Here is a 26,638-nt window from a genome sequence, read left to right as displayed (position 1 = left end):
GAACTCCTTTAAAACGGTTTCGCCGGCCGTGCATCGTCGAACGACGCCTCGGCGAGCAGGTAATTGATTTGGGCGATGGTCTTCTGCCGATCCACGGCAATGGCGAGCGCGTCGACCTTGGCATTCAATTCGGCAATGCGGGCACGCACGGCTTCGGCGAAGTCGCCGTCGTCGTTGTTGTAGGCGGTCAGCGAAGCTTCTGCCTGCTCAGCCATTTGCGGCAGCAGCTGATCGGTGTATAACGCCTGGCGTTCATCGAGACGTGCCAGTTGTACGCTCGCGGTTTCCAGTTCCGCCATTAGCCGACGACCAAGCAAGTACTTTTCGGTTTTGATGGCCTCGGTTCGATTTACGGCGGCGCTGACTTCCTTGTCCTGCCGGTTACCGGTGAAAAGGGGCAGATCGAAGGTGACGCCAACGGAGAACAGATCGGCCCGGTCGCGCCCCATGGGATCGCTGTCGCGATAGCCGTATTGGGCGGTCAGGCCCCATTCGGGCTTGTATTTCTGTTTTGCCAGATCCACACCGGTTTGCGTTGCGTCGATACGCTGGTCCAGTGCCCGTAGCGCGGGATGATGGCGGATCCATTCGTAGCGCGTATGCTCGCTGGCCTGCTTAATGGTCGGTACCGACAGTGGCCTGGAAAGAGACTGTGTCGGTAGTACCGGAGCCAGAGGGACAGTGGCAGGCGCACCGATCCATTCGGTCAGACGCTTTTGTGCGGCTTGCTGTTGCTGCCTGAGCATCGTCAGTCTGTCTTCAAGACGAATCAGCTCCAACTGCGCGCGAATTACGTCCTGCTGACGTGCCCTGCCCAGCGCCGAGGAGTAACCCGCTTTGGCGGCATCCACCAACTGCTCAAACAGTGCGCGATCCTGTTCGATCAGCCGGATACTCTCCTGCGCCTTGAAGGCTTCCAACCACAACTGGCTGACCGTAGCGCCTACCTTGGCCCGACGATCCAGCCTTAGTAAGGGATGCTGCTCGGCTAGCTGCTGCTTTTGTCGGCGGGTGAGCGACAGACTGTCACCCCGGGGAAACATTTGGCTGATCCCCACCGACAACTGAGTCATGCCTTCCTGATTGATGTCAAAAGAATCAACAGGGAAACTGCCGGCCATCAGGCTCATTCGGGGATCCGGCAAAGTCGCCGCGGCAGTCGCTTCGTCGGTAAGGGCCTGCTGAGTGTACTGGCTACCGGTGAGCCAGGGATCGGTATCTATGGCGAGGGTTATCGCCTCGTCCAGCGTCAGGGTCTCGGGAAGGGATTGCGCAAAGGCTATGACACTGCCTATACCGAGCGGCAGGATAAAAAGCATGGTGACGAATATTTTCATGGCTGCGCTTCCGGTTGTTGGAGTGGCTGAACCTGTTGAGCCGCGCTCTCGACACTGGCAAACACTTCAGTGCTGCCGTCTTTTTTCATCAGCAGAACCCGGTATGGCATGAACTTGTCACCCACCTCCATACCCGGACTGCCAACGGGCATGGCGGGCACTGTCAGCCCAATCCCGTCGGCTGGCGGATTAGCCAGAAACTGATGAATATAGCGGGCCGGGATGTGCCCCTCAAAGGCATAGCCTTGTGACGACACCGCTGTGTGGCAGGAACGCAGGTTGTTTGCGATTCGATAGCGATCCTTGATGGCGTCCAGATTAGCCGGGTGTTCGACACTGGCCTCAAAGCCCTCGTCTTCAAGGTGACCTATCCATTTTTTACAGCAGCCACAGGTAGGGCTTTTGTAGACGGTAAGCGTTTCAACTGCACCAGCGGATGGGTCAGATTTTTTTGGGTTTTTAGGCCCATCATTACAGGCCGCGATCAAGGGCAGCGTCAACAGCCCCAACACCAAGCCCGTTAATTTAAATCGATACATAGTTGCCTCCGAAGACAATTGAATAGAACATTAAGTAATGGATGACAAGGTAACGAGCAGACTTCAGTCGTGCAGGCGAAGCGCCTTGTATCACAGTTCGAGAAAACGGTTTTTACCTATCAATCAGGCGATCGGAGGTCTCAATAGAGGAAAATTGGGCGGTCGCGGGAAGGCGGGCACATGAAAAACAATTGCGATGGAACCTGCATGAATGGGGGAAGCGAAGTGAGCAACGGGCGGCATCATTGACAGGCAACCGCTCATCATACAGTCAGCGTCGCCCTTATCACCGGCACAGCAGCCGTGTCGATCCTGGACTTCACCGGCGTCATGCTGCATGGCATCATGCTCCAACTGAGCGTAGTTCAGATGCGCATGCTCACCCTGGAATAGGCCGACCGGTGCCGGTTGATTGGCAGGCATGGTGCAGAAGTCTGACGAAGCCGCAAACGCGCTCCTCGCAAGGAGCGTCACCAGCAGCAGCCATATTACCCATGCACCAGGTCGCACAAAAAAGCCTCTCACCAATCCATCACGCCGCGGATGGCGGCACCGGTCTCCGAGCGGGCCTTCAGTTCTAGCACCTGACCGAGCAAGGTCAGTGAAATGATCACCGCAGCCGCCTCAAAATATACCGCAACGTCGCCATCGAGACGGAACGAAGTCGGGAAAATGCCGGGCGCGACGGTTGCGATAACGCTGTACAGATAAGCTGCGCCGGTGCCAGTACCGATCAGGGTCCACATATTGGGCGAACGTTGCTTGAGGGACTGGATCCAGCGGACAAAGAAAGGCCAGCCGGACCAGAGCACCACCGGAGTGGCCAGCGCCAGCTCCATCCAGGGGCGTGCCGTCCCCAGCAGACTGTCAAATGCCCCACCCGACATAGCGATCAGAGTCACCATGATAGTCAGTGGTAAGGTGTACCAGAAACGACGCCTGAAATCCGCGAGTTCCGGGTTGTCCCTGGCCTCGCTACTGGGCATCACCGGTTCCAGCGCCATGCCGCATTTCGGGCAGGTGCCCGGGCCCAGTTGCCTCACTTCCGGATGCATAGGACAACTGTACTCGGTGTTGGCATCGCCCTCGGCGCGTTCGGATCTTGTCAGATAGCGTTGTGGATTATTCATAAATTGGCTTCGGCAATGCGCGCTGCAAAAGGAGTACAGCCTGCCCTGAAACTCGGCCTTGTGGAAGGATGTCTTCATGACCGACATCCCGCACACGGGGTCGGTCAATTCAGTGCTGTTGGACTCGCCGCGCTGACGGGGTCGGTGGTCGTCACGGGCATGCGACATGGGTATCCTCCTGAAGCCAGCCTTAATGGTGCCCGGCGTCATCCGCGCCGCGCGCGGTCAGGATCTGGTATTGCTGCGGCGACAACTCGGGTAGGCGCTGCAGGAACGCCACCATGTTCCAGATGCGCTGATCGTCATGACCCGGCCCCCAGGCCGGCATCCCGGAAGCCTTGATGCCATGTTTAATAATCCAGAATTGTCGCTTAATGGCCTCGTCATCATTATCAGTGTCACCGGCATGCTCATGCCCATGCCTATCACCCGTCAGTGTTAGATTGGGCGGCGCGGGATACAGCCCCAGGGTAAAATCACTTTCGGTCTTGCCCGGTTTGAGATGGCAGCCGGTGCACATGTCGTTGTAGTCGGCGCCGCCTGCCAGCAAGCGCTCGGACGAATTCAGGTCGGTCGGCACCTCGATGTCGTTTGATGCGCGGGCGATGGATCGCTCGCGCAGGGTTTCCAGCGCCCAATAAGTCAAGTCGTTGTGATGGTCATCGGCTCCCATCGGATAGAGACCCGAATAGAGGAACCCCACACCGGTCACCGCCGCCACGCCTGCCGCAACGGCGAGGCATTTAAAGCAGGATAAAAACTTAAAGGACGTCATGTTATCTCCTCAGGAATGGCTACCCGTTATTTTTTGTGCTGGTGTTTGGCCGGCTTTTTTTCATCGGATTTTTCGTCATGGTTACCGTGATCGGTATGGCCTTTGTCCCCATGAGCTTCATGCGATCCTTCTTCATCCTTGTGCATGGCCTTCATGCATTTTTTCATCATGGCCTGCATGACCGGATCTTTCATGTCCATTTTGGAATGATCCATGTCTTTCATGGCCGCACAGTCCGGCGCCTGCGCCTCCTTCATGTGCTCCTTGGGATCGTGGGCTTGGGCTGACAGGGCAAGCAATAATGCCGGCAGGGCGACGAAATAGCTGAGTGATTGGCGTTTCATAATGTGACTCCTAGGTTGTGTTAAAAACATAAGTCGTTTGATTAAAACCAGAACCGGATCCCGGCGACGTACCGGGTATCCTTGGTGGCATCGCCGTTGGCCCGCGCCTGATCGGCGGTGGCGCCAAAGGTGCCGTTCCACTCGATACCGACATAAGGGGCGAACTGGCGTGAAAACTCGTAGCGCAATCGCAGTCCCAGGGCGACATCGGACAAACCGCTACCCAGTCCGTTAACCGCATCGTCTTTGCCATAGGCGGTCAGTTCAGCCCGAGGCTGTAAAATCAGGCGCTGGGTGAGTAGCAATTCGTATTCCGCTTCCAACGACAGAGCTGTACGTCCGCCCTCGCCCAGGTAGGCGGTCAGATCCAGTTCAAACCAGTAGGGGGCAAGGCCCTGAATACCGAACGCGAGCCACTCGCGGCCCGTGCCTTCATCGTATTGATCAAGACGAACGCCCAGCTGGGTGTCGAAATAGGCATTGAGTGCGTGGCCCCAGAGCAGATCAGTCTGACTTTCCGCCAGGCGCCCGTCCACGGCATCGCCTTCGAGCTTGATCACCAAGCGGTCATAGGTGGTGCCATACCAGCCCTGCAGGTCAAAGGTCGTGACGTCATTATCGGCGTCGTATTCGAGGCGATCGCCCAGCAGCGACCAGAATCGATGCTCATCGGCCAGTTTCAGTTGCCGTGGACCCGGCAGCGCATAGGGGCCTTCCGTCAGCGTGTAGCCATCGGAATATGCGTGAGGATCGCGGGCATCTCCGCCCTGCATTTGCATGTCGCCATGGTTCGAGGTGGCATGCTCCATGGTGGCGTGGCCCATGGCGCGAGCAGCCGAACGGTCATCAGTGTGCTCTTGGGACGGCACATCGGCATCCTTTGCGTGCATCGCATGGGGATCATCCTGTTGGGCAAAGACAGAGGCCGAGAACAACAGCCCGCCAATAACGCCTGCACCCAAACAGAATCGGGCAAATTCCTTCACACTCATGACACCACCACCTCGCGGAACATCCCCGCATCCATATGGAATAACAGATGACAGTGCCACGCCCAGCGCCCCAGATCATGCGGGGTGGTCAGAAAGCTGATGCGTTGTGCCGGTTGTACCGGGATAGTGTGTCGGCGGACTCGCAAGCTGCCCTGATCGTCCTCCAGATCGCTCCACATGCCGTGCAGGTGCATGGGGTGGGTCATCATGGTGTCATTTTGCAAGATAACCCGAACACGCTCGCCGTGTTTCATGGCCACCGGCGTGCTCTTGCCGAATTCCAGCCCGTCGAAGGACCAACTGTAGCGCTCCATATTGCCGGTCAGGTGCAGCTCGATTTCTCTGACGGGGAGGCGACTGTCATCCAGCACCCCGTCGAGTGATTTCAGATCAGCCAGGGTGAGCACCCGTCGGCCATTGTTGCGGAGGCCAATACCCGGGTCATCCAGGTTGGTGCGCGGCCTATCGACCCGCATGTCTACCGATGGGCCGTATTCCGTGCGAGCGTGGTTCACTGTTTGCGACGGCTTGGCCAATGAATTCTGCGGCATACCATGCTGACTGTGATCCATGGCCATGCTGCCGTGGTGCATTGAGCCATGCTCCATCCCGGCGTGATCCTTGTTCTGCGCCGCGTCGTGTCCCATGGCTCCGCGATCCATTTTGCCGTGATCCATCTGGCCCATCATGTCAGCCATGGTCAACCACTCGACAGGATCCAACGCCGGCACCGGCGCGCTCAAACCGTCACCTACCGCCAGGGTGCCGCGCGCAAAACCGGTCCGCTCCATGCTTTGGGCAAAAATTGTGTGGGCCTCATCCTTCGGTTCCACCAGCACGTCGTAGGTCTCGCCCGGCCCAAATCGGAATTCATCGACCTCGACAGGCTCAATATTCTGCCCATCGGCCTGCACTACGGCCATCGTCAGGCCAGGAATGCGAACGTCGTAAAAACTGTTACTGGCTGCATTGATAAAACGCAAGCGCACGCGCTCACCGGGTGTGAACAAACCCGTCCAGTTGCCCGCTGGCGTTCGGCCGTTCATCAGATAGGTCAAGGTAGCGGCGGAAAGGTCGGCCAGATCGGTGGGATTCATGCGCATCTGATTCCACATCTGGCGTTTGTCCAGGGCACCGGAAAACCCCTGTGTGGAAACGTCGCGAAAGAAATCGCCAACCGTGGGCTGGTTGAAGTTGTAGACGTCACTCTGAACCTTTAGTTTGGCAAACACCGACATCGGATCCTCGTCGGTCCAGTCGGAGAGCTGCACCACGTAGTCGCGATCGGCGCGGATCCTATCTCCCTCACGGCTACCGCGGCCCTCGCGCGGCTCGACGATGAGGGCGCCATACATGCCGGTCATTTCCTGAAAACCGCTGTGGGAGTGATACCAGTAGGTGCCGCTCTGTTGCAGTTTGAAGCGGTAGACGAAGGTCTCGCCCGGTGCTATGCCCCGGAAGCTGATGCCGGGCACGCCGTCCATCTGAAAGGGCAGGATGATCCCGTGCCAGTGGATGGAAGTGGGGACCTTGAGCCGGTTGGTTACCCGGATGGTGACCTCATCCCCCTCACGCAACCTCAGGGTCGGTGCCGGAATGGAGCCGTTGATGGTGGTCGCCATACGGATCACGCCGGTAAAGTTGACCGGTGTTTCGGCGACGACCAGATCAATCGATTGGCCGCTCAGCACGGGCGCGGTACCGGTGTGTGTCTGGTTCTCCAGACGGCCCCCTGCGTGCAGCAGGGCTGGAAAGCTTGCCAGCACACCGCCAGCCACCAGCCCCTGTACGAAGTGACGGCGTGTCGCACTAAACGTTTTCATCAATGCTCCAATTCAGCGATATCGTTTTTCATAACCTTGCCCTCGATCACATCAACCGTGGCGAAGTGCTTGTTGATGATACTGTCGTTTTCGAGTCACGCCCGATCTGACAGGCCGGCAATAGCGACCGGAATGCCGACTGCATCAACATAAGTAATGCCTAGTGTAATCAAGTTAACTGCCCCCCCCTGTCAGCCAGATGACCCAAACATTACATTAATGTAATCTGTGTGTAATCTTGCTGTGGGGAATAACCCGTTAGGTTGAAACAAAATGTGGAGGGCGAGACATAGATGCGACTACTCGTGGTCGAGGACGAAATCAAAACAGGCGACTATTCGCGCCAAGGACTGGCTGAAGCTGGATTTCAGGTTAGTCTGGTGCGCAATGGTCTCGATGGCCACCATCTGGCGATGACCGAGTCCTTCGACTTGATCGTGCTGGATGTCATGCTGCCCGACGTGGATGGCTGGCGCATTGTGCAGTCGCTGCGTGAAGCGGGACGTCAGACGCCGGTGTTGTTTCTTAGTGCTCGTGACAGCGTGGATGACCGTGTCAAGGGATTGGAGCTGGGCGCCGATGATTATCTGGTAAAACCCTTCGCCTTTGCCGAGTTGCTGGCACGGGTGCGCACCCTGTTGCGCCGAGGCTCGGCATCACCCCTGTCGGATCAGCTCAGGGTGGCCGATCTTGTCCTAGATCTGCCTGGGCACCGGGTCACGCGCGCCGGCCGAAAAATCAATCTCAGCCACAAGGAATTCTGCCTGCTGGAACTGCTGGTGCGCCGTCAGGGTGAGGTGTTGCCGCGCTCGCTGATCGCCTCGCAGGTCTGGGACATGAATTTTGATTCCGACACCAACGTGATCGACGTGGCCATCCGTCGATTGCGCGCCAAAATCGACGACGACTTCGAGACCAGGCTGATCCACACGGTGCGTGGCATGGGTTACAAGCTCAATGTGGAAGCTGAAGATGATGGCGACTGAGCGGCGTCCGCTTTCGCTAACCGCCAGGGTCATGGTCTTTGTCGCGTTGGCCATCGGCATCAGCCTGGTATTGATCGGCAATCTGGTGCTCGGTGCCGTCGAGCGCCATTTCGCCGAGCAGGACGCGGACGAGTTGGTCGTGATCAACCAGGCGGTAGCGCAGACCCTGCAAAGGGTGGATGATCCGCTCCGGTTACCGGTGGCGTTGTCGCAGGCGGTGTCGGGACACCACGGTGTTTATTTTCAGGTGTGGAATGGCCGTGGCCAGTTGGTGTTCGCTACACCGGGGGCTGACTTCGCGCAGGCTATAGTAGCTTTTTCCCCCGTTAAGCGGATCCATGCCGATAACCTGGCTACTTGGCACTTTGACGGAAATGCCTATCGGGGTGTCGTCACACGGTTTGTCAGCGACAGCCGGGAATATCGCATTGCCACGGCGATCGGCATGGACTTCCACCTGCATTTTCTGCAAGGGTTTCGCCGCAGTCTCTGGATTATCATGTTGCTTACTGGCGGTGTGACTTTGCTAGCGGCGTGGTTTGGGGTACACCAGGGACACGCGCCTTTACGCGGTCTCTCGGACGAGATGCGCAGTATTCAGGCCGACCGATTGAATATGCGACTTGATTTTCGCAGCATGCCTCTGGAGCTACGGGACCTGGCCTCCGCCTTTAATCAGATGATTGAGCGACTGGAAGACAGCTTCACGCGGCTGTCGCATTTCTCGGCGGATATTGCCCACGAACTACGAACCCCGCTGACCAATCTCATCACCCAGACTCAAGTGGCGTTGGGCAGGGCCAGAACACTGGACGAATATCGTGAGCTCCTGTACTCCAATCTGGAAGAGCAAGAACGCCTGGCCAAGATGGTTAACGACATGCTCTGGCTGGCCAAGAGCGACCACGACCTGCTCAAACCGGTGCAGGTAACGCTGGATCTGGCCACCGAGGTCAGGGAGCTGTTCGACTTCTTCGGGGCGCTGGCGGAGGAAAAACATATCACCCTGTCTTTGGAGGGTCAGGCACCGGGGGTAATGGGTGATCGCGCCATGCTACGCAGGGCCATCTCCAACCTGCTGTCGAACGCCATTCGGCACACCCTAGCGGGCAAATGGATAAAGGTTCGATTGAGTAAAGCGGAGAATGACTCAGTATCGCTGAGTGTGATCAACCCCGACTCCGAAATTCCTGCACAGCACCTGCCAAGCGTGTTTGATCGCTTTTACCGCGCCGATCCTTCCAGATGGCGCCAGAGTGAGGGTGCCGGACTCGGATTGGCCATCGTTCGTTCCATTGTTGAGGCCCATGGTGGTCGTGTCGAGGCAAGCTCCGACCGGCACGCCACCAGCTTCACCCTGTTTCTGCCCGTCCCGGAAGAGCGAAGCGCCTGAGCATGAGCGTGTCCAGCAAAACACGCCAGGCCCAATCGTGGCGAGGTGAGGTGGCCATGGTGCCGGGGCTCATCGCCTTTCGGGGTGAAGCTGGCGATAACAAGCCCCACAAACATTGGGCGCATCAGATTGTTGTGGGTCTGGGCAACCCGGTTGAGGTGCGCGTTGGCCATGCGAGTTATACCGGGGCGAGTCTATTGATCCCTGCGGGTACAATCCATCAGTTACAAACTGCCAGGGTGTTGTGCCTCTATGCCGATCCGACCCACAATGCCTGTAAAACCCTGCTCCCCCAGACGATGGCACAAAACATTTCCATTATTGAGATTGACGGCACGCGGCAACTCATCCAGTTAAGCAGCGCAGACGATCTGCAAGCTGCGCTTGAGGATTTTCGGAATGCCTGCGTGTTGGGGACACACCCCAAATGGGTACAAATACCCACCGCCACAAAGATATCGTCCCGGATACTGCGAACGGCATTCCTGGCGTAATCCGGTTGTTGATTAACGTCGGAATCGGGATCTCTTAATTCGCCGCTATGCTCTTCCAGAGCCAGGTTTTTTTAAATTTTCGGCAGTGCGCCGAACGACCCACACAGGTTTTCCCTGCCACGCCACGGTAATCATGGCACCTGGGTCAATTTTGCTGATATCCACCTGTACCGGAGCTCCGACAGATTTGGCCTTGGCACTGGGATTCCAGGATTGAACAAAGGGCGTGGCGACTCCGACCACACCCGCACCTGCAACAAAGGAGGTGGCTCCTATCAGAAACCGGCGCCGAGGTTCATTCACTTCAGTCATTTCATGCCTCTCCTCTGCCTATTTTCTGCATAACCACTGTGGCAATGGACTGCGCATCAGACTGATTCGCCCGTAATAAACCTGGCGTATCCAAGGTACCGCCTTGATTGCGGTAACCAAAAGCGATACATCGATCAACGCCAAGATCCAAAGGGCGGCAGACACCGAGCAATATTTCCGGTCGCAGGTGCGATACAAAAATGCGCAAACGAATGTCATCGGGAAACAGGTTTATGCGGGTAGCCACATCGCAGACATAAGTCTTCTCATAGGGATCTCGCGGCTGCCGGAAGCGACCCGGTTCTAACAGGTACGTTATGTGGCATTGAATACCTTGTTTAGATAAAGTGCGTTTTACTTCCTGACAAACGCCTAATTGATAGGCACCTACCGCGACAAGTTGTACCGGTGCACCGTCAGTCTTATCCAAAGTCAATGCGCCCTGTTCTGCCAACTGGGCTGCCTGCTTGGGTGTGAATGCTGTAACAACGTCATTTTTGGGAATCGTCATCCCCCAGATTTGACCCTGGGTCTGGTAACAGGCATCGAGGCAGGCGACCGCACTATTGGCATCGGCGGGATACACAACTCTCGTCATATCGCTCATTTCCCCCAGCAACACCTCGCCAAAGGCGGAATCCTGATGGGATTGTTCATTCTTGCCGTTCTCCCATAAGTGCGAAGTGGCAATCACCGGCACCGACAGCCAGCCCGGCGGGCGCCCCAGCGCTTTTTGATGGCGCGCAAAAATGATTTCCTGGCGCAGCGCACCGATCATTTTCATGGCGAAGGCTTCATAGCTCACCACCAGGTTCAGACCGCCTTTGTTTCCCAGCGCCGCATTTACGACCGCCTCTTCATTGAGTGCGGTAATCACCGAGCCGTGAATGGATTCGGCCACACCCTGTTCCGGCTTCAGCACCCGGTGCTTAAGCAGATCAAGCGTCTTGCCCATGCGATTACTGCGCAGCTCATCCGGGTTGCCGATCCGCACCCGCCTATCGGGATTAGCGAGGTGCCATTCACAAAAGCGTGTGTCCACCGCTGCCATCGGGGATGTCGGGTCACCCTCGGTATGCCATTGTGGCTCTGTGGGAGATTGAAGCCTGACGTTGCGCATACACAGGGCATGGTGTTTTTCCGGCACTCGATTATCCGCCTCATGCTGCGCAATTTGTGAGATAGCCAGTTCCAACTCACTTCGTGGAAGAAATAATTTGGCCGCGTGTTCGTTAAATAGGTTGCGGGAGCGTTCATCGCTACTGGGGTTACCCGGTAGCGGTGTGCCATGAGCAGCATTGGTACCGGCGCCGTAGAATCCGTAGCCTTTTTCCGTTTCAGCAATCAGATATGGCAGTTTCACCGGATAGTGCATATGGCCTTCACGGATGTGCGCACTGCAGGCTTCGAGCCGCGCTTCGGATTCAAAAATTCCCCAGATAAACGCCGCCGGATCACGCCCGTCGATGGCGATGGGGTGAAAATCATTCTGTTCCAGGTGCTCGTAGAACCAGGACAAACCGCCTTGCTGGTACATGGTGGAGCGCTGGTCAATTCGCCTGCCATTGGCAATCATCACCGGTGTCACCAGCCCGCAATCCTCGGCGCGCCACCAGCGACTGGCCCAGTCGCTACCGCGCTGTTCTTCAAAAGCACCGTCACTTAAAAACGCCACTAGCCGTTCCCCGGGCAGCGGCATATGCACATATTGCAGTTCGGCAAAACCCAGATAGCCGCCTTCAATCAATCCGCCAGCGGTCTGCGGGTTTACGTGACTACCCAATGGAACACCAGGACGACCATCATCCGCCATGGCATAGCTGTAAAAATCCCGCGCCAACTGCGTCAAACCCTGCTCACTCAACGGATAGCGTTCGGCCTGTTCCGGATAAAGATTTTGCAACAGCACATTGACCGCATCGATGGCGGCCACACAGTGCCCCTGTCCCATCAACCAGCTGCGGGTGATACCGGCCAGGCGATTGGCAACCATATAGCCCGCATAGGCAGGCACCATATTCAGGGAACCGCCGGTATGCCCCTGTGGGTTGGATTTAAAGTCGTCTGCATCGAGTGCGCTGCCGTTGAAATTCACTTTGTTGGTGTAGGTCATATGCACCACCAACCACATGGCCGCAGTCGCCAGGCGGTCAGCGGCAGATAGTATCTCCAACACTTCATCGATCTGTCTAAACCGTCCTGTACACAGCAGTTGCTGGCAAAGATCGAACACTCTCACCTGTGTTTCATCCCGGTGTTGGATCACGCCATAACCTTCCGACCAGCGCGCAAAGGCAGGATATGTATCGCGATATAACTTTGCCCGCTGTTGTGTCCGATGATCGTTTTGTTGATCTATGGCATACATAGAAATTCCTCAATCAGCCAACGACTGAAATTCATTCTCAAAAGACAAGTGGTGTTGTACGGATCGCAACATGGCCGCTGCCTCATCGGCGACCACTACCCAACACTGCACCGGCGATGCCGGTGACGATAAAAGTAGTGGTAAAGGGGAGCGAGCCAGGGGATCTTTTAACGCGATGCCTAAGTGGGAAAGACCGGACAACAAACGACGGCAAATATCGATGTTGTTTTCCGCAATACCGCCGCTAAGAACGACACCGTCCAGCCCGCCCAGAATGGCGAAATACGCGCCCAGTGTTTTCTGGAATCGATAACGGAAAAAATCAAACGCCAGTTGGTGTTCCTGCTGTTCACTCGCAAACAAATCCGCCATGTTATCGATTCCGCCGGACAGACCCCGCCAGCCGGATTCGCAATTGAGAACCCTGTCGGTATCCTCGGGCGTCCAACCCTCCTGCCACTGCAACCAGGTCAGCAAACCGGGATCGATATCTCCGCTGCGCGTGCGCATCAACAACCCCTCATTGGGCGTAAAGCCCATGGTGGTATCGACTGGTTTGCCGTCGCGGATGGCGGCCATGGAACAGCCGCTTCCCAGTTGCGCAGTCACCAGGGTGTAGTGTTCGGCCTTGGGCTTCACTGCCTCCCAGTGTTTGACCATGGACTCATGAGCAAAACCGTGAAACCCGTAACGGCGTAATCGATATTTCTCAGTGAGTGCGACGGATAGTCCATAAATCTGTGACAGCACCGGCAGGTCGCTGAAAAACTCACTATCGAAAACCGCAAAAACGGGAATGGAAAATCGGGTATTCCGAAGCTGCTCAATCAGTTCAATGGCCGCCTTATTGTGCAGTGGCGCCAGTGGTATCAGGGTTTGCAGTTGCCGAAAGTTATCGTCGTTGATGGGGAGAGGTTTAAGATATTCAGAGCCCCCGTGTACGACTCTGATAATCACCGCGCGAACATCATGATTTGTCAGCACATCGGTCAGCCAAGGGGGCGCGCCAGGATAAGTCTGCGCAGCTGATTGGCCGACACCTGCTTGCCCAATAGCAACAGGCACCGTTGCACCCGCATATTCAAGCGCCGAGACGTTATGCGTGCTCCACTTGATGGATGAACTACCCGGATTCAACACCAACAGAACCGGTTTGTCATAGCGCGGCAAACTGCTCATCAGCTGGATAATCAGTCGGATGACTGCAAGCGGTTATAAATGGCCGCCAGCAACCACCCGGCGATACCCGCTACCACGAACCAGGCCACCAGCCCGATAACGACACCAGTGAGAGTCAAGTGCCAACCCATCTCATTCAGTTGCATATGCACCATTTCTCCGGACATGGACAACATCATGGAAGGCATTAACATCACCAGCAGACTGCAAGCCAGCCACAGTATCGCCGCGGTAATCGCGCTGGCCATCCCGAATTTGAACGCATTAAGTGTCATGATTATTCCTCCGTTTATGGTGGTGTATCTGTGAGAAATTAGTGTCTCTACAAATCCCCGAACCGGTTGGCAGACTGCGCCATACGCATCATTTCGTGCTCTTCCAGCGACCGGAGCGATTCCATCAACTCTTTGGCAGAGGGGATATCCGCCCTGGAGGCGAGATAGCGATACAGTTCAATCACCTGCTGGTGTTGATCGACTATCACCTCCATGATTTGCGTGGCATCCAGTTCGGCAAAGGGCGCGTCGCAATGCGCATGCCGAACGATGGGGTGCTTTGCCACATATTCGTAACACCAGGTATTCAGTGCATGCTCGTCGCCTGAGGTTTCAAACCCGCTGACTACCTTGGTCAGTGCCTTCTCATGATCGGACAGATACGCAAGGATCATCCGGGCCCGTTCATCCATATTCTTGTCCGCACAGTGGGATAAACACTGGCTGAGGTGTTGGTGAAATTCTCGGGTCCAGTGCAGCACATCTTTTAAGGTTTCAATTTGCATAACTTTTTCTCCGCTGTGGATTATCTCTTCGATTACAGGCGCAAAATATCGCGATAACCCGCCACATTCACCGCAAACGTGGTGTGCTCCTGCAAGTGCACCCGAAGGCCTTCAAGGGCTTCCGGGTCACCGTGAATCAGTTGAATTCGAGTAGTATCGGTCAGCGCTGACTGCTGTAACCACTGGATCAGTTCGAGGTAGTCTGCGTGCCCCGACAAACCGGAGATGACTTTCACAGTGGCTCTCAACGGTACCCAGCCTCCGTGGATTTTCACCGCATCAACACCCTCCAGCATTTTTGCGCCGCGAGTGCCGCCCGCCTGATAACCGGTAAACAGTACCGTGGTTTTAGAACTGCCTAACAGGCGTTTGAAGTGGTGGAGAATACGACCCCCGGTAGCCATGCCGCTGCCAGCGATAACAATATGGGGGAAAGCCTGTCCGGCAATCGCCTTCGATTCGTCCACCGTGCGGGTATAGGTCACGCCATCGCATAGGCGGTAGCATTGCTCGTGACTCAACCGGTGCTGATCACTGAACTGGCAGAAAATATCCGATACTTTGATCGCCATGGGGCTGTCGAGATAGATGGGCATTTTGGGGATATCGCCCTGATCCATCAGGGTCGCCAACAGATGTTGCAAGGCCTGCGCCCGCCCTACCGCAAAGGCCGGGACTAGCAGCACGCCGCCGCTTTTGGCGACACGGTTAACAATTTCCGCCAACTGCTGAAACGGATCTTGGGTGTCGTGCCGGCGGTTGCCGTAGGTGGACTCCATCAACAGCAGATCCAGCTCCGGCAATGGTCGAGGGGGGGTCATCAGCACATCATCGAAGCGACCGACATCACCAGAAAAGCCGATTCGTTTCCCTTCCGCTTCAACGATAATGCTGGCGGCGCCGAGAATATGACCGGCAGGCTGTAAATAAAAACGGATATCCCCGACCTCGATCTGTTCATCAAACTCCACAGACTGAAATAGCCTCATGCTGGCTTCCGCCGTTTGACGGTCGTAAAGCGGCTCAGGGTGCGCGTGCTTGCCCAATTTATGTTTGCTGTAATACTTAGCGTCTTCCTCCTGGATATGGCCGCTGTCGGCCAATAAAATCTGACACAGGGCCTTAGTGGCGTGATGGGTGAACACCGGGCCGCGAAAGCCGCGCTTGTATAGCACCGGGATATAACCGGAGTGATCCAGATGTGCGTGAGTGAGCAGCACCGCATCCAGTTTGTCGATGTCCAGGGGCAAGGTTTGCCAGTTGCGTTCCCGCAGCCACTTGTAGCCCTGGAACAAACCGCAATCGACTAATACGGTTGTCGTTTCAGTTTCCAGCAGAAATTTTGAGCCGGTAACGGTCTCGGTGCCGCCGACAAAGGTAATTTTCATAATGATTTTCCTGGCAATTTAAGCATGCTTATAACGGGCGCAATCAGTTGCGACGTAATATCAATAGCGTTGGAAGGATGGGGGATGGTATTGGATGTGACCAGTTGGCTCAGGCCTGAGGCCAGTAAGGTTTTATCGGAGTGATCGGCAAATATGCCGTGCACCGCCACGCACTGAATGTTGTCGATACCTTTGGACCGAAGTGTTTTAACGCATTCCAGGATTGTTTGCCCGCTGGAAATAACGTCGTCGATAATCACTGCCGTTCTATCCCTGAATTCGTTGATGTCGGGCAGCATCACTTCGACTTGGCGATCCCCGAAGCGCTGCTTTTCTCCAATCACAAAAGGATGTTGACTAAAGGCAGCAATCTCATCAACCCATTGCTCGCTTTCGCTGTCGGGCCCTACCAACAGTAGGTTGCTTTGCGTTTTGAGCCAGTGCGCCAATGCCGGAGCCCCTTGCACAACACGACTGGGTATGGAATAGATTTCATCCAGAGAATGATAGCGATCAGCCAACGGTCCGTATTGATGCAGCCATGGTACAAAATCTGGGAATTCGCAGTGCCTCGGTGGTCGTGGCTCAGTCACAATCTCAGCTTGATGTCACGGGGTTGATTGCTTACAACGACCGCGCCCTGACACGCCTGCAAAGCCCCGCGCCTTCCTTCGTAGACAAGGTCTGGCCTCTGGCTGAGGGCGACACCATCTCCAGTGGTCAGCCGCTGATGCAATTGAGAGTTCCGGCCTGGACTGGAGCTCAGCATGAATGGCTGGCCGTGCTCGGCAGCGGCAACAACGAACTGATCGTCGCCGGGCGGGAGCGCCTGTTGTCATTGGGCATGCCTGCATCCCTGATCCGAAGTATTGAACGCCAACGTAAACCGCTGGAAACCTGGACGGTGACAGCTCCGCATGATGGCGTGATACGCAGTCTCAATGCTCGTGCTGGCATGACGCTGTCGGCCGGTGCTCCCGTGGCGGAGATTCAGTCACTCAACCCCGTGTGGGTGGAGATAGCAGTCCCGGAACGCCAATTGGGGCAAGTCAGTAGTGGTAACGCTGTTGACGTGACCGTTCAAGGAGTGAAGCCAGCACTGCGTGAGGGGCAAGTTGCCGACATTCTGCCTCTGGTGGATCAGTCCAGCCGAACTGTGCCGGTGCGAGTGACCTTGTCCAATGACGAGGGTGATCTGCGTCCGGGCATGAGCGCTCAGGTACGCATTCATGGCGAAGCCACACAGAAAGCATTGGCCGTACCAACCGCAGCCTTATTGCATACAGGAAAGCGCAGCCTGGTGATGCTTGATGAGGGGGAGGGTCGATATCGTCCGCAGGCAGTGTTGCCGGGGGGCGAGCTGGGAGACCAAACGCTGATCCTGGCAGGGCTGAAGGAAGACCAGAAGGTGGTTGTCAGTGGTCAGTTCCTGCTCGATTCCGAAGCCAGCCTGCAAGGCATTGCCGTTCAGGAGCTGGCTATGTCAGATGAGACGGAAATGATGAACGCACTGCACTATGCCGAAGGTGTTGTCGAGCAACTGAATGGCAGCAAAATAATGCTGGACCATGGCCCTTTCAAGAGCTTGTCCATGCCTGCCATGACCATGCGTTTTAACCTGGCGAATGAACAAGTAGGCAAAGGGATATCGGTAGGTGATCGCGTGCGCATTGGCATTCGTGATACAGACAAAGGGTTGATTGTGGAGCGCCTAGAAAAGCAGGTGGCGGAACAAAAAGACACCCAAGTGAATTCGTTGCATTACGCCGAGGGGGTTATCGAGGGGCTATCCGACGGCAAGGTCAAGCTTAAACACGGTCCTTTTAAGACGCTCGGTATGCCTGGCATGACCATGCGCTTTCGTCTTGCCAGCGAACAGGTGGCCAGCGATATAGCAGTGGGCGATCGTGTGCGCGTCGGCGTCAAAGATACCGATAATGGCTTGACTGTGGTGTCTCTCGACAAACAGGAGGTTGCACCATGATCGCTACCCTGATTCGCTGGTCGTTGGCTAACCGATTTTTGGTGCTGCTGGCGACGCTGTTCATGAGTGCGTGGGGAATCTGGTCTATCAACAATACCCCCGTAGATGCTTTACCGGATCTGTCCGATGTACAGGTGATTATCCGCACCAGTTACCCAGGTCAGGCACCGCAGCTGGTGGAAAAACAGGTTACCTATCCACTTGCCACCACCATGCTGGCCGTGCCAGGTGCGCGCACAGTACGTGGTTACTCGTTCTTCGGTGATAGTTATGTTTACGTGTTGTTTGAAGATGGTACCGACTTGTATTGGGCACGCTCACGGGTGTTGGAATACCTTAGTCAGGTCCAGTCTGAATTGCCGCGTACAGCACGACCATCACTTGGGCCAGACGCTACCGGTGTCGGCTGGATTTATCAGTACGCATTGATCGATCGCACCGGCCAGCATGATCTATCGCAGCTAACCTCGATACAGGACTGGTTTCTAAAATACGAGCTGCAGACTCTGCCTGACGTTGCAGAAGTGGCAACCATAGGCGGCATGGTACGTGAGTATCAGGTAGTCCCTGACCCGGTCAAACTCGCCAGCCATGGGATCAGTCATCAACAAGTACGCAAGGCGATAGAACAAGCTAACCAGGAAACCGGGGGAGCAGTGCTGACGCTGGGCGAAGCGGAGTTCATGGTGCGCTCCAGTGGCTACCTTCAGTCACTCGAGGATTTCCGAAAAATCCCACTAAAACTGGTTGATGGAGTGCCAGTACAGCTTGGAGATGTGGCGCAGATTCGCCTTGGTCCGGAGATGCGGCGTGGTATTGCCGAGCTGGACGGTGAAGGGGAAGTCGTCGGCGGGGTCGTCATTCTGCGTTCAGGCAAGAACGCCCGCGCCGTGCTATCTGCCGTGCATGAGCGACTTGAGACACTGCGGGAAAGCTTGCCGGAAGGGGTTGAGATCGTCACCACCTATGATCGAAGTGAGCTGATTGATCGAGCGGTAACAAACCTCAGTTACAAATTGATTGAAGAGTTCATTGTAGTTGCACTGGTGTGCGTATTGTTTCTTGGCCATTTGCGTTCGTCACTGGTGGCCATCATTTCCCTACCGCTGGGAATCCTTGCTGCCTTTATTGTGATGCGTTACCAGGGCATCAATGCCAATATCATGTCGCTTGGCGGCATTGCTATCGCTATCGGCGCTATGGTGGATGCAGCAGTGGTGTTAATCGAGAACGCTCACAAGAAAATTGAGATTTGGCATCGGGATAACCCAGGGCAATCTCTGACTGGTAATGCGCATTGGCGAGTCATAGAGCAAGCAGCTGTCGAAGTGGGGCCAGCGCTGTTCTTCTCGTTGCTAATTATTACCTTGTCGTTTATTCCTGTCTTTACCTTGGAAGCACAGGAAGGGCGGCTATTTGGCCCACTGGCATTTACCAAAACCTGGGCTATGGCGGCGGCAGCCGGCCTATCGGTGACATTGGTTCCACTGTTAATGGGGTACTGGATTCGGGGAAAGATACCTTCCGAGGAAAGTAATCCAATCAGTCGCTTTTTGATTAGTTGTTATCAACCCGTACTAGAGCGAGTCTTGGCGTGGCCGAAAACCACCTTGCTGGTTGCCGGTTTAGTTTTTGTTACCGCCTTTTGGCCGCTAAGTCAGCTTGGTGGTGAATTTTTGCCACCGCTGGATGAGGGCGATTTGCTGTATATGCCAAGTGCCTTACCAGGCTTGTCAGCACAAAAAGCTACCGAGCTTCTACAGCAGACCGATAGGTTGATCAAAACGGTGCCTGAGGTGGAGCAGGTGTTCGGCAAGGCGGGGCGTGCGCGGACAGCGACTGACCCTGCACCATTGACGATGTTTGAAACCACCATCCGTTTCAAACCCAAGGACCAATGGCGTGAAGGCATGACAACGGAGAAGCTTGTCGAGGAGCTGGACCGTATTGTACGCGTGCCTGGACTGGCAAATATCTGGATTCCTCCGATACGCAATCGTATCGACATGCTTGCCACTGGCATCAAGAGCCCAATTGGCATCAAAGTAGCGGGTAATGACCTAGAGATCATTGACCAGGTGAGTCGTCAAATCGAACAGGTAGCCAAACAAGTACCCGGTGTTTCCTCAGCATTGGCTGAACGGTTGACTGGTGGTCGTTATGTGGATATCGATATTCGGCGTGGCATTGCGGCTCAGTATGGCCTCAACATCGCGGATATTCAGTCGGTTGTCAGTGGTTTGATTGGTGGTGAAAACATCGGTGAGACAGTGGAAGGGCTGGAGCGTTACCCGATCAGCCTTCGATATCCTCGCGAGTGGCGCGACACGGTGCATCGCTTACGCGATTTGCCCATAGTCACTCCCGAAGGAAAACAAATTACCCTCGGAACCGTGGCGGATATCAAGATTACCGATGGGCCACCGATGTTAAAAAGTGAGAATGGCCGACTGTCTGGGTGGGTGTATATCGATGTTCGGGGGCGTGACCTAGCCTCGGTAGTGGATGATCTACGTGCCTCAGTGAATGATGGAGTCAGGCTGCCAGAGGGGGTCAGCTTGTCCTTTGCCGGTCAGTTTGAGTTCCTGGAGCGGGCCAATGCGAGACTGAAAGTGGTGGTGCCGGCGACCTTACTGATTATTTTCGTACTGTTATTCCTGACCTTTCACCGTATCGGTGAAGCCTTGCTGATTATGGCTACGTTACCGTTTGCGGTGACCGGCGGTATCTGGTTCTTGTATCTGCTGGACTACAACTTGTCGGTGGCTACTGGTGTCGGCTTCATCGCCCTGGCGGGTGTCGCTGCCGAGTTTGGCGTGATCATGTTGCTGTACCTAAAGCAGGCGTGGCAGGAGAGGCAGGAGCAGGGCCAAAAGGATGAAGCTGCCTTGATGGGTGCTATCCGTGATGGCGCGGTATTACGTGTTCGACCTAAGGCGATGACTGTAGCTGTTATTATTGCCGGTCTTCTTCCGATTTTCTGGGGGGGAGGCACAGGTAGCGAGATCATGAGCCGCATTGCTGCGCCCATGGTAGGAGGGATGGTAACAGCACCTTTGTTATCACTTTTCGTGCTGCCCGCAGCCTATCTGCTGATGCAACGACGCAACAGGAATCCGGGTTAACCAAGCTTAAAGCTTGGGTGGTTGCGATTGTGAATAAGTAAATAGAGCACATAAGGATCGCAATCTTTTGGTCTTGGCACCCTGCTTAGTGTCAGATCAGCACTGATCTGACACTAATAATCGGCGGGGGTTACAGGTGTTAAAGACAAAATTTTTCCGTGTGATGCTGGGAGGGGGGGGGCTAGCCATACAAAAGCCGATTGACGATCGGTTTTATGTGTGTCAGTCTGATTGCCAGATTGATAATCTCTAAGTGGTCAGGATTCATGCAGCTGGGTGAACTAGAAAAGCAAGTCTTGCAATACTTCTGGAAGGGGCGCACGGCAGACGCAAAATCTGTCTATGCGCATTTCGAGAAGCAGCGCGGAGGTACCTTGAATACTATCCAGAGCACGCTGGATCGATTGTTCAAGAGGGTAAGCGGATTAAATGGTTGATCTTACCTTTGCATGAGAGTGAGACAGACCGGCATCTCATCGGATTATCTGGTTGATGCTTCACCTACTGCTGGTGCATGTTTCCTTCGCTAATTCCAGCAAGAACCCCACACGCCTCAACTTCCCGGTCATCGTTGCAACTCGCTCTCAGTGAAACGAGTTGTTTCTCAAGCGCTTGCAGAGCGGTTATCTGCGACCGCACATGAGAGATGTGATCATCGAGCAAGGTGTTGACGGCGGTACAAGGCTGATGAGGGTCGTCCTGATAGCTCTGTAGTTCGTGAATCTCAGCCAGTGACAGGCCCAGGATTCTGCAGCGACGGATGAAGGCCAGCCCCTCACCATGCTTCTCGGTATAGACACGGTAACCGTTGTCCTGCCGATCAGGCGGCGGCAACAAGCCCTGCTGTTCATAGAAGCGGATCGTCTGTGTTTCGACCCCTACCAACTGCGCCAACTGACCAATGCGCATCAGCCTCCTCCCCAACGGATTCTTTACTCTATTGACCTTATAGTAGCTTTATAGTTTTAAATGGTACCACAACATTGTTCAAGTGGAGTCGTATCATGAGCAAATCCTGTGGTGGCGCCTGTGGCGGTGATGCAACGTCCGCAGCGGATACCGATATACAGGCCTCCTCCGAGGCGCCAGGGAGATGGGTCAGTGTTTATGCCGTGCCGAAGATGGACTGTCCATCAGAAGAACGAATGATTCGCCTAGCCCTGAACGGCTTTGAGGAGATTCGGGCGCTGTCCTTCGACTTGTCGAACCGCCGGCTGAAGGTCGTGCATGACGGCGAGGTCGAGCCCGTCACCTCGAAACTGAAGACCTTGGGGCTAGGCGCCTCGCTTCAGGAAACCGTCGCTGCAAATCCGGAGACCATCAAGGCCGCCGAGTTTTCGGCAGCTTCTGCTAAGCAAGAATCCGGGACCCTGCGCTGGTTGCTCGGCATCAATGCACTTCTGTTCGTGGTGGAAATGACTGCCGGTCTGATCGCCCAGTCCACCGGCCTGATTGGAGAATCCCTGGACAATTTTGCCGATGCGGCGGTGTACGGGCTTGCCCTTTATGCGGTTGGACACAGCGTGAAAATGCAGCTACGCGCCGCGCATCTTGCGGGTGTACTGCAACTGATCTTGGCTGTTGGCGTACTCATAGAGGTGGTGAGACGCTTTGTATTCGGTAGTGAGCCTGAATCGCTGGTGATGATGGCTATCGCATTCGTCGCGTTGATTGCCAATACCAGTTGTCTGCTGCTGATAGCCAAACACCGGGAGGGCGGAGCGCACATGAAGGCAAGCTGGATATTCTCGGCCAACGACGTGGTGATCAACCTGGGGGTCATTACCGCCGGCGTTCTGGTCGCGTGGACCGGCTCCAATTATCCGGATCTGGTTATCGGTACCATCGCGGGGCTCGTCGTGCTTAACGGTGCCAGGCGCATTCTGGCGCTCAAGGGTTAAAGCATGCCCTTTATTGACAACAATCTCTCGCCGTATGTCCTGTTTTCCATATCCGGCCTGCTGGCAGCATCGGACCAAGCTGTAAAATGGCTGGTTCAACAAACAATGACTTATGGCGAGTCTATTTCGGTGACCCCGTTCTTTAACTGGGTGCACGTATGGAACACCGGTGCCGCATTCAGTCTGTTCGCAAATGCTGGGGGCTGGCAGCGCTATTTTTTTATCGGAATCGCGGTAGTGGTCTCGGTCGTGCTGATCAAGCTGATTCGTGAAAAAGGTCATAATGGAGACGCCATCGCTTACAGTCTTATCCTCGGTGGCGCCATGGGCAATCTGATTGACCGGATCTTTCGCGGCTATGTTGTAGATGCCTTCGATTTCTATTGGCGAGACTGGCACTGGCCAGCCTTCAACCTTGCCGATATTGCAATTGTCCTCGGTGCATTGCTTCTCGTTTTCGTAGGCTTACTGCGAAAAGAAAATCCCAATGCCGAGTTGGATGGATCTTCCTGAAACCTTAGCGGAAAAAAGCCTTAAAAATGCGCTCGGTTTGACCGTGCTTGCCAGTCGGTAAGGCTGCATTTCCTGGCCGGCAATCAATGCCGAACTTGTTTCTCGAAAACGACCCGCTCCCGGCCAAATGGCGGCCAAGAGCGGGCTACCCGGATGCAATTACACCTTTTCATCCTGGCGGTGCAGCAATGTGTACAGAATTGGCAGTACAAACAGCGTCAGTAGCGTCGATGAGATAATCCCGCCTATCACCACTGTGGCCAGCGGCCTTTGAACCTCAGCGCCGGTACCCGTATTGAGGGCCATGGGCACGAAGCCAAGACTGGCGACCAGTGCGGTCATCAGGACCGGACGCAAACGAATAAGAGCACCTTCCACCACGGCGGAAACCAGATCACCCTGGTTGTGCCAAAGATCCCGAATAAACGCCACCATCACCAGACCATTGAGTACCGCCACCCCCGACAGGGCTATAAAGCCCACACCGGCGGAGATCGACAGCGGCATGTCCCGCAGCCACAGTAGCAGCACGCCACCGGTCAGGGCCAGGGGGACGCCGCTGAAGATGATCAGCGCATCTTTCAGCGATCTGAATGCCATCACCAGCAGGGCAATGATGATCGCCAGGGTCACGGGCACGACAATGGCAAGGCGCTGGCTGGCGGATTCCAGTTGCTCGAAGGTACCGCCGTAATCCAGCCAGTACCCGGCGGGCAGATCCACTTCCTGTCGAACTCTTCCTTTGATCTCCTCCACAAAGCCGCCCAGATCGCGATCCCGGACATTGGCGGTGACCACCACCCGTCGCTTGCCGTTCTCCCGGCTGATCTGGTTGGGGGCCGGAGCCAACTCCAGCGCCGCCACTTCTGACAGTGGCACATAGCCGCCTCCCGGCAGGGGCACCGGCAGATCCGCCAGGCTGTCCACATCCCGGCGGATGACCTCGGGCAGGCGCACCACCAGTTGGAAGCGGCGATCCCCTTCGTAGATCAGGCCGGCGTTTTCGCCACCTACACCCGCTGCCACCAGATCCTGAAGATCATCCACGGTCAGGCCGTAGCGGGATAGCGCCATGCGTTTGGGGTGCACCGACAGCATGGGCAGCCCGGTGATTTGCTCCACCCGGGCATCGGTGGCCCCTTCCACTGACTCCACGACTTCGAGCACCACATTGGCGGCATTGAGCATCTGGTCTAGGTCGTCCCCGAATACCTTGATGCCCAGGTCCGCCCGCACACCGGAGATCAGTTCGTTGAAGCGCATCTCGATGGGTTGGGTGAACTCGTAGTTGTTCCCGGGCAATTGCCCGACCGCCGCCTGAATCTCGGCAATCAGCTCATCTCGCGGTTTGTCCGGGTTCGGCCATTGCTCGCGCGGCTTGAGAATCACGAAACTGTCCGCGATATTCGGTGGCATGGGGTCGGTGGCCACCTCCGGTGTCCCGATTCGCGAGAATACCTTGTCTACCTCGGGGAAGGCCTTGATGCGCCGCTCCAAAGGTTTCTGCATCGCAATGGATTGCTCCAGACCTGTGCCGGGAATGCGGAGGGCTTGCACAGTCATATCACCCTCGCTGAGCTGGGGGATGAATTCCGACCCCAGGGTGGTTGCTAGCCAGATACAGACCGCCAGTAGGGCGCCGGCGCCCCCCAGTACCGGCCAGCGGAATTTCAGGGCCAGCTCCAGCGCCGGGCGATAGATCCCTTTGGCCGCACTGATGGCGGCACTTTCCTTTTCGCGGATCCTGCCTGTGAGGAACACCGCAACGGCGGCGGGGACGATGGTGAGCGAAAACACCATGGCTGACACCAGGGCCATGACCACGGTGGCGGCCATGGGATGGAACATCTTGCCCTCTACCCCTGTGAGGGAGAAGATGGGGATGTAAACTACGGTAATGATCGCCACCCCGAACAGGCTCGGACGTATCACCTCGGTCGTGGCTTCATAGACGACCTGCAGCCGTTCCTTGAGCGGCAGGCGCGCACCCGTAGCCTGCTGAGACCCGGCCAGGCGCCGGATGCAGTTCTCCACGATAATCACCGCGCCATCGACAATCAGCCCGAAGTCGAGTGCCCCCAGGCTCATCAGGTTGGCGGAAACGCCGGTCCTCACCATGCCAGTGATGGTGGCGAGCATCGACAGGGGGATCACCGCCGCGGTAATAAGGGCGGCCCGCAGGTTGCCCAGCAGCAGGAACAGCACCACGATCACCAGCAGCGCACCCTCAAGCAGATTCTTCTCCACCGTGGCGATGGCCTTGTCCACCAGAGTGGTGCGGTCATAGACGGCTTCCACGCGAATGCCCTCGGGCAGGGATGGCCGGATATCCTCCAGCCGCTCGCTAACGGCCCGGGCGACACTACGGGAATTTTCTCCCATCAACATCATGGCGGTGCCGATCACCGTTTCCACGCCGTCGCGGGTGGCAGCCCCGGTGCGCAGCTCCTTGCCAATGGCCACTTCCGCGACATCCTTCACCCGGAGGGGCACGCCATCGCGGTTGGCGATCACTACTTGTTCGATGTCGCCGATGGTCTTCAGTTGGCCGGGGGAGCGCACCAGCAGCTGCTGGCCATTGCGTTCGATATAGCCAGCGCCACGGTTGGCGTTGTTGGCCCTCAGTGCCGCCACCAAGTCCTCGAGGCTGACGCCGAGCTCCAACAATTTTTTCGGGGAGGGCGTGACGTGATACTGCTTGTCGTAGCCGCCGATGGAATTGATTTCGATCACCCCGGGCACCTGGGCCAGTTGAGGTTTGATGATCCAGTCCTGCACTTCCCGCAGGGCAGTGGCATCCCAGGGCTCACCATTTTCCCGGGTGGCGCCGGGCGCCGCATCCACGGTGTACATGAAAATCTCGCCCAACCCGGTGGCGATGGGGCCCATCTCCGGCTCCAGCCCAGGCGGAAGGACGCTTTTGATGGCGCCAAGGCGCTCGTTGATCAAGTTGCGGGCGAAATAGATGTCCGTGCCTTCTTCGAACACCACGGTCACCTGGGACAGGCCGTAACGGGACAGGGATCGGGTGTAGGACAGGCTGGGCAGGCCGTACAGCGCCGTCTCCACCGGGAACGTGATGCGCTGCTCTGTCTCCAGGGGTGAATAACCGGGTGCCTCGGTGTTGATCTGCACCTGGACATTGGTGATATCAGGTACCGCGTCGATGGGCAGGCGCTGGAAACTCCAGACACCGACACCGATCAGCACCAGAATCAGCGAAAGCATGAGATAGCGCCGTTCTACAGAGAGGCGCACGATAGCGTCGATCATA

General features: G+C 56.1%; 23 protein-coding genes and 1 pseudogene. 8 read left to right on the top strand and 16 right to left on the bottom strand.

Annotation, left to right across the window (positions count from 1 at the left end):
• Positions 1 to 8 precede the first annotated feature (8 nt).
• From A0251_RS14580 to A0251_RS14545, 7 genes and pseudogenes are all read right to left on the bottom strand, one after another.
• On the bottom strand, positions 9 to 1,337 hold the full coding sequence (locus tag A0251_RS14580) for a TolC family protein (protein WP_197461954.1): 1,329 nt from the start codon (positions 1,335 to 1,337) through the stop codon (positions 9 to 11).
• Entirely contained in the window at positions 1,334 to 1,876 is a 543-nt protein-coding gene (locus tag A0251_RS14575) for a DUF411 domain-containing protein (protein ID WP_062817569.1), read from the bottom strand. Before A0251_RS14575 ends, A0251_RS14580 begins: the two co-directional genes overlap by 4 nt.
• A 530-nt stretch (positions 1,877 to 2,406) precedes the next feature.
• Positions 2,407 to 3,111: pseudogene (locus tag A0251_RS14565) on the bottom strand (YHS domain-containing protein); the annotation flags it as partial.
• A gap of 85 nt (positions 3,112 to 3,196) precedes the next feature.
• Positions 3,197 to 3,781, bottom strand: coding sequence for a cytochrome c (locus A0251_RS14560; protein ID WP_062383556.1), 585 nt, complete (start codon positions 3,779 to 3,781; stop codon positions 3,197 to 3,199).
• A 26-nt stretch (positions 3,782 to 3,807) separates the two neighbouring features.
• Complete coding sequence (locus tag A0251_RS14555; RefSeq protein ID WP_062817566.1) at positions 3,808 to 4,125, bottom strand: hypothetical protein; 318 nt, start codon at positions 4,123 to 4,125, stop codon at positions 3,808 to 3,810.
• A gap of 41 nt (positions 4,126 to 4,166) precedes the next feature.
• Positions 4,167 to 5,117: a copper resistance protein B gene (locus A0251_RS14550; RefSeq protein ID WP_231874255.1), complete on the bottom strand. Its 951-nt coding sequence runs from the start codon at positions 5,115 to 5,117 to the stop codon at positions 4,167 to 4,169.
• Complete coding sequence (locus A0251_RS14545; protein WP_062817565.1) at positions 5,114 to 6,940, bottom strand: copper resistance system multicopper oxidase; 1,827 nt, start codon at positions 6,938 to 6,940, stop codon at positions 5,114 to 5,116. The genes A0251_RS14550 and A0251_RS14545 overlap by 4 nt, the downstream gene beginning before the upstream one ends.
• 293 nt (positions 6,941 to 7,233) lie before the next feature.
• Between A0251_RS14545 and A0251_RS14540 the strand changes: the two genes are divergently transcribed.
• The 3 genes from A0251_RS14540 to A0251_RS17650 are packed head-to-tail and all read left to right on the top strand — an operon-like array spanning position 7,234 to position 9,813.
• Positions 7,234 to 7,926, top strand: coding sequence for a heavy metal response regulator transcription factor (locus tag A0251_RS14540; protein ID WP_062817564.1), 693 nt, complete (start codon positions 7,234 to 7,236; stop codon positions 7,924 to 7,926).
• Positions 7,898 to 9,319 carry a heavy metal sensor histidine kinase gene (locus A0251_RS14535; RefSeq protein WP_231874254.1) on the top strand — a complete coding sequence of 474 codons (1,422 nt, stop codon included), beginning with the start codon at positions 7,898 to 7,900 and terminating at the stop codon, positions 9,317 to 9,319. Before A0251_RS14540 ends, A0251_RS14535 begins: the two co-directional genes overlap by 29 nt.
• A 2-nt stretch (positions 9,320 to 9,321) precedes the next feature.
• On the top strand, positions 9,322 to 9,813 hold the full coding sequence (locus tag A0251_RS17650; protein ID WP_062817563.1) for a hypothetical protein: 492 nt from the start codon (positions 9,322 to 9,324) through the stop codon (positions 9,811 to 9,813).
• Positions 9,814 to 9,858: 45 nt separating this feature from the next.
• Here A0251_RS17650 and A0251_RS17645 read toward each other — a convergent pair whose 3' ends face one another.
• From A0251_RS17645 to A0251_RS14495, 7 genes are read right to left on the bottom strand one after another with little or no spacing between them, the layout of a single operon-like run.
• Positions 9,859 to 10,125 (bottom strand): ubiquinol-cytochrome c reductase iron-sulfur subunit N-terminal domain-containing protein, encoded by a 267-nt coding sequence (locus A0251_RS17645; RefSeq protein WP_062817562.1) that lies wholly within the window; start codon positions 10,123 to 10,125, stop codon positions 9,859 to 9,861.
• A gap of 1 nt (position 10,126) precedes the next feature.
• A complete protein-coding gene (locus A0251_RS14520) occupies positions 10,127 to 12,493 on the bottom strand; it encodes a xylulose 5-phosphate 3-epimerase (protein ID WP_062817561.1) in 2,367 nt (788 codons plus the stop codon).
• 9 nt (positions 12,494 to 12,502) lie between these two features.
• Positions 12,503 to 13,672 (bottom strand): hypothetical protein, encoded by a 1,170-nt coding sequence (locus A0251_RS14515; protein ID WP_082810916.1) that lies wholly within the window; start codon positions 13,670 to 13,672, stop codon positions 12,503 to 12,505.
• Positions 13,673 to 13,683: 11 nt separating this feature from the next.
• The gene (locus tag A0251_RS14510) at positions 13,684 to 13,947 is read right to left on the bottom strand and encodes a DUF5676 family membrane protein (RefSeq protein WP_052041364.1); all 264 of its coding nucleotides are present in this window, start codon (positions 13,945 to 13,947) and stop codon (positions 13,684 to 13,686) included.
• A gap of 47 nt (positions 13,948 to 13,994) precedes the next feature.
• Positions 13,995 to 14,453, bottom strand: coding sequence for a hypothetical protein (locus A0251_RS14505; RefSeq protein ID WP_035230286.1), 459 nt, complete (start codon positions 14,451 to 14,453; stop codon positions 13,995 to 13,997).
• A gap of 32 nt (positions 14,454 to 14,485) precedes the next feature.
• Positions 14,486 to 15,841 carry an MBL fold metallo-hydrolase gene (locus A0251_RS14500; RefSeq protein WP_062817559.1) on the bottom strand — a complete coding sequence of 452 codons (1,356 nt, stop codon included), beginning with the start codon at positions 15,839 to 15,841 and terminating at the stop codon, positions 14,486 to 14,488.
• On the bottom strand, positions 15,838 to 16,362 hold the full coding sequence (locus A0251_RS14495; RefSeq protein WP_231874253.1) for a phosphoribosyltransferase family protein: 525 nt from the start codon (positions 16,360 to 16,362) through the stop codon (positions 15,838 to 15,840). The genes A0251_RS14500 and A0251_RS14495 overlap by 4 nt, the downstream gene beginning before the upstream one ends.
• Before the next feature lie 20 nt (positions 16,363 to 16,382).
• On the opposite strand from A0251_RS14495, the gene A0251_RS14490 reads away from it, so the two are divergent.
• From A0251_RS14490 to A0251_RS14480, 3 genes are all read left to right on the top strand, one after another.
• Positions 16,383 to 17,825 (top strand): efflux RND transporter periplasmic adaptor subunit, encoded by a 1,443-nt coding sequence (locus A0251_RS14490; protein WP_231874252.1) that lies wholly within the window; start codon positions 16,383 to 16,385, stop codon positions 17,823 to 17,825.
• Positions 17,822 to 20,950, top strand: a complete 3,129-nt coding sequence (locus A0251_RS14485; RefSeq protein WP_062817558.1) for an efflux RND transporter permease subunit — start codon at positions 17,822 to 17,824, stop codon at positions 20,948 to 20,950. The genes A0251_RS14490 and A0251_RS14485 overlap by 4 nt, the downstream gene beginning before the upstream one ends.
• A gap of 215 nt (positions 20,951 to 21,165) precedes the next feature.
• Positions 21,166 to 21,387, top strand: a complete 222-nt coding sequence (locus tag A0251_RS14480; RefSeq protein ID WP_307188435.1) for a BlaI/MecI/CopY family transcriptional regulator — start codon at positions 21,166 to 21,168, stop codon at positions 21,385 to 21,387.
• A gap of 64 nt (positions 21,388 to 21,451) precedes the next feature.
• On the opposite strand, the gene cadR is transcribed toward A0251_RS14480, so the two are convergent.
• Entirely contained in the window at positions 21,452 to 21,859 is a 408-nt protein-coding gene (gene cadR, locus A0251_RS14475; protein WP_007148576.1) for a Cd(II)/Pb(II)-responsive transcriptional regulator, read from the bottom strand.
• A gap of 95 nt (positions 21,860 to 21,954) precedes the next feature.
• Between cadR and A0251_RS14470 the strand changes: the two genes are divergently transcribed.
• Positions 21,955 to 22,851: a cation transporter gene (locus tag A0251_RS14470; protein WP_062817557.1), complete on the top strand. Its 897-nt coding sequence runs from the start codon at positions 21,955 to 21,957 to the stop codon at positions 22,849 to 22,851.
• A 3-nt stretch (positions 22,852 to 22,854) separates the two neighbouring features.
• Positions 22,855 to 23,364, top strand: coding sequence for a signal peptidase II (gene lspA, locus A0251_RS14465; RefSeq protein ID WP_062817556.1), 510 nt, complete (start codon positions 22,855 to 22,857; stop codon positions 23,362 to 23,364).
• A gap of 159 nt (positions 23,365 to 23,523) precedes the next feature.
• Here lspA and A0251_RS14460 read toward each other — a convergent pair whose 3' ends face one another.
• Positions 23,524 to 26,637: an efflux RND transporter permease subunit gene (locus tag A0251_RS14460; protein WP_062817555.1), complete on the bottom strand. Its 3,114-nt coding sequence runs from the start codon at positions 26,635 to 26,637 to the stop codon at positions 23,524 to 23,526.
• Position 26,638 lies beyond the last annotated feature (1 nt).

The sequence above is a fragment of the Alcanivorax sp. NBRC 102024 genome, assembly GCF_001602235.1.
Lineage (GTDB): Bacteria > Pseudomonadota > Gammaproteobacteria > Pseudomonadales > Alcanivoracaceae > Alcanivorax.
Note: the sequence above shows the minus strand (reverse complement) of the source record. Positions and strands in the feature narration are given on the sequence as shown.